At 71.8% G+C, this 13,108-nt stretch carries 6 protein-coding genes; 2 read left to right on the forward strand and 4 right to left on the reverse strand.

Going from position 1 to position 13,108, the window contains the following annotated elements:
- Positions 1-56: 56 nt before the first annotated feature.
- The gene (locus tag CLV56_RS16845) at positions 57-899 is read left to right on the forward strand and encodes a DUF3097 domain-containing protein (protein WP_039359745.1); all 843 of its coding nucleotides are present in this window, start codon (positions 57-59) and stop codon (positions 897-899) included.
- Here the strand turns inward: CLV56_RS16845 and CLV56_RS16850 are convergent.
- The 3 genes from CLV56_RS16850 to CLV56_RS16860 all read right to left on the reverse strand — a co-directional run bounded on the left by CLV56_RS16850 (position 889) and on the right by CLV56_RS16860 (position 9,895).
- Positions 889-5,649, reverse strand: coding sequence for a hypothetical protein (locus CLV56_RS16850; protein ID WP_039359539.1), 4,761 nt, complete (start codon positions 5,647-5,649; stop codon positions 889-891). The two genes, CLV56_RS16845 and CLV56_RS16850, sit on opposite strands and share 11 nt — an antisense overlap.
- A gap of 32 nt (positions 5,650-5,681) precedes the next feature.
- On the reverse strand, positions 5,682-6,914 hold the full coding sequence (locus CLV56_RS16855; protein WP_039359542.1) for an NHL repeat-containing protein: 1,233 nt from the start codon (positions 6,912-6,914) through the stop codon (positions 5,682-5,684).
- 122 nt (positions 6,915-7,036) lie between these two features.
- The gene (locus CLV56_RS16860) at positions 7,037-9,895 is read right to left on the reverse strand and encodes an ATP-binding protein (protein ID WP_100415320.1); all 2,859 of its coding nucleotides are present in this window, start codon (positions 9,893-9,895) and stop codon (positions 7,037-7,039) included.
- Between CLV56_RS16860 and hemW the strand changes: the two genes are divergently transcribed.
- Positions 9,894-11,114: a radical SAM family heme chaperone HemW gene (hemW, locus tag CLV56_RS16865; protein WP_039359747.1), complete on the forward strand. Its 1,221-nt coding sequence runs from the start codon at positions 9,894-9,896 to the stop codon at positions 11,112-11,114. The genes CLV56_RS16860 and hemW overlap by 2 nt on opposite strands.
- Before the next feature lie 69 nt (positions 11,115-11,183).
- Here the strand turns inward: hemW and CLV56_RS16870 are convergent, their stop codons facing one another.
- Positions 11,184-13,016 (reverse strand): AMP-dependent synthetase/ligase, encoded by a 1,833-nt coding sequence (locus CLV56_RS16870; protein ID WP_039359548.1) that lies wholly within the window; start codon positions 13,014-13,016, stop codon positions 11,184-11,186.
- Positions 13,017-13,108: the final 92 nt, after the last annotated feature.

Here is a 13,108-nt window from a genome sequence, read left to right on the forward strand (position 1 = left end):
GCACACCCCGTGTGTCGCGGCCCGGTACGGCCGACGCGCTCGGCTACGGTGCCCGGGTGAGTCACGACCGCTACGGATCCGACGTCCTCTCCGGCGACTGGCGCAAGCCCCCGCGCGGACGCTCGGTCGACGCGGTCGCCGAGGTCGGCCTGGTGGTCGAGGAGGTCCAGACCGACTTCTGCGGCGCCGTGGTCCGGACCGACCGCGACCTGCACACCGTGGAGCTGGAGGACCGGCACGGCCGGCGGCGCACCTTCCCGCTCGGACCGGGATTCCTGCTCGAGGGCCGCCCGGTCGTCCTGAGCGCGCCGGCCCGCACGGCCCCGCAGCGCGCCACCCGGACAGCCTCGGGCTCGACCGTCGTCCGTGACGCCCGGGCCCGGGTCGCCCGCGAGAGCCGGATCTACGTCGAGGGCCGGCACGACGCCGAGCTGGTCGAGAAGGTCTGGGGCGACGACCTGCGGGTCGAGGGCGTCGCGGTCGAGTATCTCGAGGGCGTCGACGACCTCCCCAGCGTCGTCGCGGACTTCCGGCCCGGCCCCGGACGCAGCCTCGGCGTGCTCGTCGACCACCTCGTCCCCGGGTCGAAGGAGGCGCGAATCGCGTCCACGGTGACCCGCGGCCCGCACCGCGAGCACGTGCTCGTCGTCGGGCACCCGTACGTCGACGTCTGGCAGGCGGTCAAGCCCGAGCGGCTCGGGCTCGAGGCCTGGCCCACCGTCCCGCGCTCGATCCCGTGGAAGCACGGGATCTGCCAGAGCCTCGGCTGGCCGCACCGCAACCACGCCGACATCGCGCAGGCGTGGAAACGGATCCTCGGCTCCGTACGCAGCTACACCGACCTCGACCCGGCCCTGCTCGGCCGGGTCGAGGAGCTGATCGACTTCGTCACCCGCTGACCCGAGCGGACGAGGACAGGTCCTGCGGCTCGACCTGGATCTCCACGTCGTCGAGGAGCAGCAGGCTGTAGAAGCCCTGCGGGTGGGCCGTCCCGGCATCGACGTCGACACGGCCCTGCTCGTTGTCGAACGACACCGCCAGCGCGGGGAACTGGGACCGCCGGCCCCGCACCGCGAGCTCCCAGCCCGGCGTCCCGGTGCTGCGGTACGACAGCTCGGCCGCGAGCGAGAGCGTGCTCTCGACCCGGATCTCGCCGACCACCAGCGTCTGCGGAAGGAAGATCAGGCTCATCAGGTCGAAGCCCACGGTCGCCATCAGGGTCTGCAGATCGAGCACGCCGCTGACGACGAACTCGACGAGATCGACGAGCCACCCGTCGCCCACGAGGTCCTTGACCGCCTCGCCGAGCGCCTCGGTCGCCGCCTCGCTGCGTGCCTCCATGTGGTCGACGATCCGCTGTCGTGCGTACGCCCTCATCGCCGACAGCAGCGAGCTCGGGTCGATCATCACGCTCTGCGTGCTCTCGATGTCGATGACAACCCGGTCGGAGAAGTCCAGCAGCACCCAGGTGAAGTCGCTGGCAGGCTTCTCCTCCGACCAGACCTGCACGGCGCCGCGCAGGTCCTCCGCGGCCCACGACGGAGGGTTCGGCTCGACGTTGACGACGTCTCCGCCCAGCAGGTAGGACGTGGTGCAGTACGGGTACTGGGTGCGTCGGACGACCGTGGGAGCCTCGCCGCGCCGCTTGCGGACGTCGAACTCCACCTGCGTCCAGGTCCCCCGCTCGCCGCCCAGCTCGAACCCGACGTGCGGGAACGCCAGCGTGTGCACCAGGTCGTAGAGCAGCACGAGGATGTCCTCGAGCAGCGAGACCGTCGCGTCGGACGTCGCGAGGTCGGCGATCAGTCCCACGACGGTGCCGGCGCCCGCCCCCTTCGCCTTCGAGAGCACCGCGGCCGCGGCGGCGGCCTTCTCGTCGTCCGACGCGTCCTCGTCGACCACCAGGTCCCGGATCGTCTCGTACAGGTCCCGAACGTCCTCGCCGACCGAGTCCGGGATCGCATCCTCGACGACCTGGAGGACGTCGGCACGCGCGAACGCGTAGGGCGACGGGAGCGCGGACGTGATCCGCAGGGTGCCGTCGAGCAGCTCCGGATCGCCGTCACCACCGTCACCCGCGCCCCCGCCGTCAGTCCCGTCGCCGTCGCCGTCACCACCACCGCCGGTCCCGTCACCACCGTCGGTCCCGTCACCACCGCCGGTCCCACCGCCGCCGCCGTCGGTGTGGTCGCCGCAGTCCAGCGGCGTGCCCATCGCGTCCCCCTTCGCCGAGTCGACCGTCGAGACCGGACCCTCCGGGGTCGGCCGTGCCCCGATGGCGTCGAGCTCGTTGAGCGCCGCGGCCTTCTGGGTCGGCGTCTCCGGAGGCGATGCGAGGTGGTCGTCGAGTGCACCGCCGGTCAGCGAGGCGACCTGCTGGCCGAGCGCGACTGCGGCGTCGAGCGCGTCCGCGGCCGCCTGACCGGACAGCTGGCCGGCCAGCTGGGCCGTCTGGCTCGCGACCTGCGACAGGTTCCCGAGCACCGAGGTGAGCTGGTCCTGCCCTGACAGGTTGGCGAACATCGAGCCGTCGCGAACTGCGTCGAGCGCGGACGTGAGCCCGGTCGGCATCGGGAACAGCAGCGGCCTCGCCACCTCGAGGGTGCTCTCGGGCATCGTCGGATCCAGGTCGCCGGCGACCTCGCCGGCACGGTCGACGTTGAGGTCGACCGGCAGGATCTGCGGCGCCTGGTGCGGGATCGGCGAGTCCTGCCAGTGGTAGAAGCGACGCGGGTCGACGTACTCCGAGGCGTTCGAGCGGCCGAGGATCGCCTCGGCGAAGACTCCGGCCGTCGGCAGGTGGACCACCTGCTTCCGCGGGTTCTCGCGCACCCGGGACTCGAGCGCGTCGATCTGCTCGAGATACTGGCCGACCTCCTGATCGAGGCCGAGGTCGGGGACCGGCTCGAGGTCGCGATCGACCACGACGACGAGGTCGTCCAGCACGTCGCGGTCGTCCAGGCTCGCGGTGCGCACCTGCAGCTCCAGGCGGGCCGCATCGGGCGACGCCGCGGTCCCCGCCAGGTCGCGCTGCACCGTCGTCACCCGGCGACCGACGGTCTCCTGCGTGGTGAGCCGCCCCGTGACAGGGAACCGTCCGTCGGCGAGCGGGGTCAACCCGACCTCTACCTCGAGCCCGACCTCGGCTCCCAGGTCCAGCGTGGCACCGGCCGCACGTTGTCCGCTCAGCGAGTGCAGCTGGACCGTACGCCCGCCCCGCACCGACTCACGGCTGCTGCCGCTTCCTCGGACCTCGAAGACGGGCAGGTCGTCGCCCGACCGGCCGACGAGGATGCTGTGGTTGAACACGCTCTCGGCCAGCCCCCGAGAACTCTCGATCGGCTCCAGAAGTCGGAAGATCAGCTGGTTGTCGACCATCGCGAGGGGGCTCGGGTCGATCAGCTGCGTCAGCGGCTGGGACGACGCGCCGCTCTGGACCCGCAGGTGCTCGACCACGTCGATGAGCTGTTCCTTCTCCAGCGAGGCGAGCAGGAACTTGGTGTAGCCGTACTTGTAGAACCGGAAGTGCTCCTCGATGTCCTCGATCTCGGCGAACGGGTTGACGTCCGCGATCGTCGCCAGATCGGTCATGATCGCCTCGGAGACGTCGAGGAGCGTCCGGTCGATCTCGCCCTCGAGCTGCGAGAACGTCAGCGTGGTGGTCACCGAGCGCCGGACGACCTGCTCGTTGCCGTGCTGGTCGGAGACGACGAACTCGATCTCGAGCTCCAGGTCGACACCTTCGTTCGGGTTGAGCAGGCGGTACTGACCGGCATCGACGTCCCGCTTGATCTTCGTCCGGTTGCTGCCGGCGCCGATCTCGTCGAACTCGAGGCCGTCCACCTCGACGGTGACCCGGTTCGCGCGGTCGATCGCGGACTTCAGCGCGTCCCGGAAGCGCTCCCGCATCTGCGGCGTGACGATCCGCAGCGCGACGTCCTCGTCCAACGGGACCGAGGAGACCGAGCCGAAGGCGCTGGCGCTCTGGTGGGACTGCAGCAGCACCGGGTACGACAGGTAGGTCAGCCGTCCGTCGAGCTCGAGGTCGACCATCGGCTCGAGGTCGACCATCGGCACGGTGAACTTCACGTCCGGGTTCGTCTCGGTCATCTCGACCTCGATCCGCCCGTCCACCCGGTCGACGGCATCGATCGTCACCTGGTCGATGCTCAGCTCGCCCGTGAGGTCGAAGGCCGCATCGGTCGGCGAGAAGCTCTTCACGACGTCGTCCCACTGCGCGAATCGCGCCGGCGCCGTCTCCCGAACCCCTCGGCGCAGCAGAGGCCAGTACTCGGCGACCACGTCGATCGTGAAGTCGAGCGGTCGGAAGGGCAGGTACAGGACCGGGGTCAGGCGGGTCGCCCGGGTGTCGACCAGGTAGCGCTGCAGAACCTCGAAGTAGTGCACGGTCAGCGCGTGCGAGTGGTTGTAGTTGGTGACGTTGCGCGTACGGGCGCGCTGTCGGCCGCGCTGGTCGTCCTCGACGACCACGGTCGACATCAGCGATCTGACGTTCGACGAGTTCTGCGCCGTGGCGTCGGAGATGTTCTGCACGAGGTCGCCGAGCACCTCGCGCTCACCGCGGGTCTCCGACTGGATCACGCCCTGGACGGTCCCCTGCGCGTGTACGAGGCTGCCGCCCAGCGCGTGGGCCGATGACAGCACGTTGCCCCCTGCCGCGGAACCCGAGGCGCCCAGCGGAAGGCCGAACGAGGAGAGGTCGGCAGCGATCCCGCCTGCGGCCGTCCCCGACCGTGCAGCCCCGCCACCCGTACCCCCGGTCAGACCCTGGCCGCTGACCCTGGTGGTCGCGTCGATCTCCGTCGAGCCGACCAGATGCTCCTGCGCCGTCGCTCGGACGACCTCGCTGATCGCACGCGTCTGCAGGATCTCGCTCTCGAGCCGCTCCTCTGCAGTGGTGGTCTCGTCACGGCGGCTGGTCTGCCTCTGGAACCAGTCCACGAACGCGATGTTGCGCGACTCCCCAGGAGCCAGCGCGAGACTGTGCAGCACGTCGCCGAGGTGGGTGCCCGCGGTGAGCCAGCGCTGCTTCAGCAGGGCCAGGTAGCCGAAGCTGACCTCGAGGCGGGCTCGCACGAACGCGTCGAGCAGCTGCTCGGGGGGCATCGGCTCGTCCGGGTCGGCGCGGTAGACGAGCTCGTGGTCGGCGAACTCGCGCCGGACCTCGCGCACGTAGTTGCTCAGCCGGATCGCCGTGTGCGTGCTCCCGGCCGGCTGCGGGATCAGCCCCGGCGGAGCGGACGGTCGTTCGAAGAAGACCGCCTCGGACGTCGGTGCGGGATCGGTGGTCACGGCGACGAACGGAGGCCAGGCGGCGAGCTCAGCCACCGTCGTCAGCCCGAACGCGTCGGCGAGCACCTCGGCGGTGCCCGCCGAGACGGCACGCAGCGCACGCGCCGGCATGCTGCCCAGGCCGTCCGCGGGCACGGTCGCATCGGCTCGCACGTAGCACCGCAGCACCCCCGGGTCCAGCGCGTCCTGGGACTCCGCCGCCATCAGGGTGGTGGCGTGCCGGGCTGGCGGGTACGCCGCCAGGTCGGCCAGGGTGCAGATCCCCAGCCGGCGCAGCGCGGCACGTTGCTCCGGCGGCACCGCGTCCGGCAGCCCTTCGGCGAGCTCGATGGTCATGTCTGGTCCCCCCGTTTCGTCAGCGACCGTCGTCAGCGGCGCTGGACGCGGAACGTCTTGGTCGTGGCGGGCCCCCAGCCCTTGATGTTGCGTGCCTGCACGGTCACCTTGTAGCGACCGAGGCGCAGTCGTCCGCCTCGGCGGAGCTCCCCGCGGGTCAGGCGGGCCGCCGAGGTGCGCCGAGTCTCCTTGTGCACGGTCAGGCCACGCTTCCTGACCACGACCGAGTAGCGGTCGATGCGGGCGTGGCCGGTCCTGGACGGCTTCGTCCAGTCGACCTTCCACTTCCTGGCCCGCGGCGAGCCCTTGACCTTGAGCCTGCCGACCTTGCCCGGTCGGGCGGCTCTGCGAAAGAGCGGCGGGAACGTCGCGACGTGGTTCCCCACGAAGCTGCCGACGACCACCCGGTTGTGCGGGTCGACGAGGAGGCCGTGGGGTCCGTCGAGCTGAGTCGCGGGCCCGCGCAGACGAGCCAGAGGCCGCGCATTGCCGCTGCTCCGGGGGTCGAAGACGGCGACGGTGTCGTGGGAGTAGTTCGCGACGTAGAGCCGGTGCTGGTCATCGGTCGCGAGACCCTTCGGCGCGTCGATGGTGGTGCGGCTGCCGCGGAGCCTGCGAGTCGGAGCGACGTTGCCGTCGTCGCTCTTGCCGTACTGGTTGATCGAGTCGTTGCCCGTGTTGGAGACGTAGAGGCGTTCACGGGCGAGCAGGATTCCCGACGGGTAGTCCATGCGGGTCCGTCCGCCGGCGATGCGACGCGCCGGCCGCGCGTTTCCGTCGGCGCCCGCGCGGTACACCGTCACCGAGTCGTCGAGCGAGTTCACCACGTAGATCCAGCCGGACGGACCCACCGCGACTGCAACGGGGCGGTCGAGGAGCGTGTCGGGGCCGGAGATCGTGCGGACCGGCGTCGGGTTGTTGCCGCCGCCGGGCGCGTACACCCGGACCTCGTTACTGCCGGCGACGTAGAGGTACCCGTCGGCGTCGAAGGCCACGCCCGCGCCCCAGCCGGCGATCGTCCGCACCGGCGCGACGTCACCGGACACATGAGGTGGAAAGACCGCGGTGCGGCCGATGGTGCCGACGAACAGGCGACCCGCCGTGTCGCGGGCGATCCCCTCGGGGTTGTACACCAGCGTGCTGGGGCCGCTGATCGTGCGCAGCGGTGGTCGGTTGACGTCGGCGGCGGTGGCAGGGGCTGCGACGACGAGGGTCGTGGCGAGCAGTCCTGCGGTGGCGGTGAGGATGGGCAGAGCGTTGCGCACGGTGATGCATCCGTTCGTGTGTGGACGGTGGTCGCGGATCAGGGGCGCTCGACGCGACGTCCCTGCTGCGGTCGGTCGTCTCAACCTAGGAACGGCGGGCCGGGCGAACCAGAGGGTTTTCCCTAGACCTTCCCCGCCGCGCCGTCCTCGGGAACGGGCTCGACCTCGACCTCGCCGTCCGCGACCAGGCGGGTCAGCTCGCTGCGTGACCGGATCTGCAGCTTGCGATACATCCGCGTGAGGTGCGCCTCGACGGTCGCCACGCTCACGAACATCGCCTCGGCGATCTCCCGGTTACGACGTCCCTCGGCGACGAGCCGTCCCACCGCCCGCTCGGTCGCGGTGAGCTCGCCGCGCCGGCGGCCCGGTGCGACCCGTTCGAGCTCGGCGGCCGCCCGGGCCGCCCACCGCACTGCACCGAGCTCCGTGAAGCGCTGCTCGGCGCTGGCCAGGACCTCGGCGGCCGCGGTCCGGCGGCCCCGTCGCAGCAGCGCACAGCCTTCGCCGAGCAGCGCTCGGGTCGCGTCGGGACGGTATCCGAGCTCGTCCAGCGTGCAGGCGGCGCCACTCATCGCCTCCGCGGCCGCATCCGGGTCTCCGTCGGCCAGCAGGACCCAGCCCTCGGCGCGCCGGCCCACAGCGCGGACCCACGGGTTGTCGAGCCCGGCGCCCTGGTCGGCGAGCGTCTGCAACGCCGAACGTGCACGGTCGAGGTCGCCGGTCACCGCACGGGCCTCGACCAGGTCCGGCAGGATCCCGTACACGCCAGGGTGGGCGGCGCCCATCTCCTCCAGGCAGTCGGCCGCACGGGACAGGTGCACGGCTGACGTCACCGCGTCGGACTCGACGAGCGCGACGATCCCGAGCACGCCGAGCGCCCGCGTCATCGCCGGACGGTGGCGCCCCTCCTCAGCGCGCGCCAGCATGCGTTCAGCCGACTCACGCGCGCCGTCCTCGTGTCCGGTCCAGGCGTCGACGAGCGCGCGGGGGTGCAGGAGCACCCGCGCGGCCCACGAGTTCTGCGCGTCGTCCGCCGCCTGCCGACCCTGCTCGACCAGCTCGTCAGCGCGCGCGAACTCACCGGCCGCGCACTCCAGCAGCGCGAGGTCGTGCAGCCGGTACGCACGCTGGAGCTCGAGATCACCCCGCCGCGCCGCGAGGCACTGGGCCTCGGCCAGCCTTCGCGCCGTCGTCAGATCGCCTGACCAGGCAACCTGACGGGCGACGAGCGTGGTGGGGCCGGCGCGGAGCACAGGGACGCCCTCCGCCGGCTCGGTCTCCAACGCCTCGGTCGCGCGCAGGTCCGGCCGCGGCCGGCCGCGCATGGTCTCGACGTGCACCAGCCTCGCCGCCGCGTCCTCGCGCACGTCGTCCGCGCCCGCCTCCCCTGCGAGGTCGCACGCCTCGCGCAGTCGATCCGCAGCGAGGCTCAGCTCCCCGTACTTGATCGCCCCCGACCACGCCAGGGCCACGAGCACGCGGGACCGCAGCACACGGTCGGGGCCCGCGTCGTCGAGCGCCTCGACCAGCCGGTCGCGCGCAGCGTCCGATCTCCCGTCCTCGATCTCGGCCCACTGGACGAGGACCTTCGCGCGGTCGGGTCCCCGCGGGAGCGCCTCGACGAGGCGCTCGGCGTGCTCGAGCGCCGCGCCCACCTCGCCCAGGGCGGCGAGATGAACGATCTCGGCAACGGCGCGGCGGCGCCACGCGCCGACGTCTCCGGCAGGCGTCAGCCGAACAGCGTGCCGAGCGAACTCCGCCGCGACGTCCGCCGCGCCTCGCGCGGCAGCGCGACGCGCCGACTCCTCGAGGAGGGCGGCGGTCGACGCGTCGGGGCCGGTGCTCGAGAGCGCGCGATGCCGGGCGCGGACGTCCGGCGCGTCGGACAGACCTGCGAGCAGCCCGTGGACGGCATGCCGGTCCAGCGTGGTCATCCGGGCGTACACCACCGACGCGATCAGGGGATGGGCGAACCGCACCCGGAGGTCGTCGTCGACCACGAGCAGCCCCACGCGCTCACCGACGGTGACCTGCTCGTCGGTGTCGGGCCGGCCGACGGCCCGGCGAACACCAGCGATCGGGATCGGGGTCCCAGCCGCGGCGACGACGTGGAGGATCCGGGTGAGGTCCGCCGGCATGGTCTCCAGTCGCGCCTCGATCGCGTTCTCCAACGACGGCGGGAGCCGGCGGTCGGCCGGGGAGGTCACCTCGACGCCGCTCACGAACGCACGCGCGAGCTCGAGCGCGTACAGCGGGTTCCCGCCCGACGTCGCATGGATCTGCCGGAGCGTGGGGCGCGAGATCGCCGCGACGGTGCCGGCGAGCAGCGCTCGAGTGCCGGCGAGATCGAGCGACCCCGGGACGACCGCCTCGTAACGGTCCGCAGGAACCAGGCGCGCCACCGCGAACCGGTCCGGCGCGCCCGCTCGTCGCGTCGCCAGGACGCCCAACGCGACCCCGTCCAGGCGCCGCAGCGCGAACTGCAGGGCTCGGACCGAGATCCAGTCCATCCACTGCGCATCGTCGATCGCGATCAGGACCGGCCGCTCCGCGGCGAGACGTTCGATCGTCCGGACGACGACCCGCCCCCGCTCCAGGGGATCGTTCACCTCGCGCAGGGCGAGCACCTGCGGCTCGTGGTCGGCCAGCAGGTCCACGAGCCCGACCATCCCCAAGCCCATCTCCTCCGGCGTCGCGCGGGTACGGAGGACCTGCGGGCGACCGTCCCCGCAGCGTTGGAGGGCATGGCGCCACAACGCCGTCTTGCCGATCCCCGGAGGCCCGACGATCTCGAGCGCCCGAGGTCCGTCCCGCACGTTCGCGACGAACGCATCGAGCACACGACACTCGCCCGCCCGCCCGACCAGCGCGGGCGCTGACGGCGTGACAGACATCAGCGACGCCCCCTCGGCTCGCCCGCGACCCTCGTCCGCCAGGCTACGCGTCCGGCGGGTCAGCGCCTCACGCACAATGGAGGTCATGCCCTCCACGCTGCCCGAAGGCGAGTCCGTCCCCGCCGACGGCGCGCTGCCCCGGACGAGTCTCGAGGCGCTGGGTCGGGCTCCGTTCGGTGCGTACGTCCACGTGCCGTTCTGCACGGTGCGGTGCGGCTACTGCGACTTCAACACCTACACCGCGCTCGAGCTGGGCGAGGGCGCGTCGCGCACGACGTACGCCGACACGGTGCTCACCGAGATCGCGCTCGCGCAGCAGGTCCTGGGCGACGGCGGACCGGCGCTCGAGACGGTGTTCGTCGGCGGCGGCACCCCGACGCTGCTGCCGGCCGACGACCTGGGCCGGGTGCTCGACGCGCTGGGGTCGACGTTCGGGCTGGCCGACGGCTACGAGGCGACCACGGAGGCCAACCCCGACAGCGTCACCCCTCAGTCGCTGCGCCGGCTGCGGGAACGCGGCTTCACCCGGATCTCGTTCGGGATGCAGTCAGCCGTCCCGCACGTCCTCGCGACGCTCGACCGCACCCACGACCCGGACCGTGTCCCGGACGTCGTCGGCTGGGCCCGCGACGCCGGGTTCGACCAGGTCAGCCTCGACCTGATCTACGGCACGCCCGGTGAGTCGCTGACCGACTGGGCGACGTCGCTCGACGCGGCGCTCGCCTGCGCCCCCGACCACGTCAGCGCGTACGCCCTGATCGTCGAGCAGGGCACCGCGCTGGCCCGGCAGGTCGCGCGCGGAGAGGTCGCCACGCCGGACGACGACCTGATGGCCGACATGTACACGCTGGCCGACGAGCGGCTCGGCGCCGCCGGTCTCGCGTGGTACGAGCTGTCGAACTGGGCGCGCGACGACTCCGCCCGCTGCCGCCACAACGAGCTGTACTGGACCGGCGCGGACTGGTGGGGATTCGGCCCCGGGGCCCACAGCCACGTCGCCGGCACCCGCTGGTGGAACGTCAAGCACCCGGCCGCGTACGCCGACCGGCTGGCCTCCGGGCACTCCCCCGGGCACGGTCGGGAGGTGCTCGACGACGAGACGCGGCGGGTCGAGCAGGTGCTGCTCGAGTCGCGCCTGCACGACGGGATGCTGCTCGAGCGCCTCGACGCCGACGGACGCGGCGCCGTCGACGCTCTCGTGGCCGACGGACTCGTCCTGCCCGCCCCGCTCGACGGCGGACGACTGGTCCTCAGCCGGTCCGGGCGCCTGCTCGCCGACGCGGTCGTCCGTCGGCTGCTGCCGTAGACCACCCGGACGCGACGAGGGGCCGCACCCGGCGCGGGTGCGGCCCCTCGTCCTGCGCGGCGCGAGCGATCAGGCCTCGCTGTAGAAGCCGTCCAGGACCGACTGGTACTTGTCCTCGACGACCCGGCGCTTCAGCTTCAGGCTCGGCGTCAGGTCACCCTCCTCGACGGAGAGGTCGTGGTCGAGGACCTTCCACCTCTTGATCGTCTCCCAGCGGTTCAGCTTGGAGTTCAGCTCGTCGACGTACGCCGCCATCGCCTTCTCCATCTGCGGGGAGGTGACGATCTCGGCGTACGACGTGCCTTCCAGCCCGTGGCCGGCGGCGAACACCTCGGCGGCCTCGGGGTCGACCGTGATCAGCGCGGACACGAAGTTGCGGTTGTTGCCGTGCACGATCATCTGGCTGGCGAGCGGGCAGACCCCCTTGAAGATGCCCTCGATGTGCGACGGCGCGATGTACTTGCCGCCCGAGGTCTTGAAGAGGTCCTTCTTGCGGTCGGTGATCGACAGGAAGCCGTCCTCGTCGACGTGACCGATGTCGCCGGTCGCGAGCCACCCACCGTCCAGGAGCGTGGCCGCGGTGGCCTCGTCGAGGTTGTGGTAGCCCTGCATCACGCCCGGGCCCTTGATGAGGACCTCGCCGTCCTCGGCGATCTTCACCTCGGTGCCCGGCATCGGGACGCCGACCGTACCGAACTTGTAGTTGTCCGGGTGGTTCACGAACGACCCGGCCGCGGTCTCGGTCAGGCCGTAGCCCTCGAGGATCAGGATGCCGGCGGCGTCGAACCACTCGGCGACCTCCCGCGACAGCGCCGCCGAGCCCGAGATGAAGAACCGGATCCGACCGCCGAAGCGCTCCCGGATCTTCGACAGCACGATCTTGTCGGCCAGCTTGTACTGGGCGTTCAGCGTCGCCGGGACCGGCTTGCCCTCGCGCTCCAGGCTCTTCACCTCGCCGGCGACCTTCGTCGCCCAGCGGAAGAGCTTGAGCTTGACGCCGCCCTCCTCCTCCATCATCGCGACGATCCGGCCGTAGGCCTTCTCGAAGATCCGCGGCGCCGCGCCCATCCAGGTCGGCTTCACGACGGCGAGGTTCTCGACGATCTTCGGGATCCGGCCGTCGACCGCGGTCGCGAAGCCCACGTGGAGCTGGTTCGAGAGCAGCACCTTGCCGAACGAGTGGGCCATCGGCAGCCACAGGTACTGGAGGTCGTCGACGGTCAGGAAGCCGCCCGCGGCGACCGCCGCGCCCTCGTACGCCCAGGAGTCGTGGGTCAGCCGGACGCCCTTGGGGCGGCCGGTCGTGCCCGAGGTGTAGATCAGGGTCGCGAGGTGGTCGGGCTGCGTGGCCTCGACCCGCTCGTCGACCGCCGACGGGTGGTCGGAGAGGTACTTCTCGCCCAGCTCCTCGAGGGACGCCAGCGAGATCACCCAGTCCCCGTCGCCCTCGCCGTCGAACAGCACGACCTTGAAGACGTCGGGGAGCTCGCTGCGCTTCGCGCTGAGCTTCTCGAGCTGCTCGGCGTCCTCGGCGAAGACGATCCTGCTGCCGGAGTCGGCCAGGATGTAGGCCACGTCGTCGGCCACCGAGGTCGGGTAGACCGTCGTGGTCGCGGCGCCGGCCGCCATGATGGCGAGGTCGGCGAGGATCCATTCGTAGCGGGTGCCGGAGGCGATCGCGACGCGTTCCTCCGGCTCGATGCCGAGCGAGATCAGGCCGGCGGCGATCTTGGAGACGTAGTCGCCGGTCTCGGCCCAGGTCAGGGAGCGCCAGTTCTCGCCGACCGGGTAGCGGTAGGCCTCACGGTTCGGAGTTTCCCGGACACGGTCGTAGAACAGGCGGCCGACACTGCGGGCGCGGTTCTCGATGATCTGGAGCTGCTCGGGCGTGGGGGTTGCCATGGTGGGTGCACCTCATCGCGGGAGTCGTAGGTGATGGGCATCACGAGTTGACCGAATGCTACGCGAGAGTAGGTGACCTGTGGCACCCCGTG

Source organism: Mumia flava, from assembly GCF_002797495.1.
GTDB classification, from domain to species: domain Bacteria; phylum Actinomycetota; class Actinomycetes; order Propionibacteriales; family Nocardioidaceae; genus Mumia; species Mumia flava.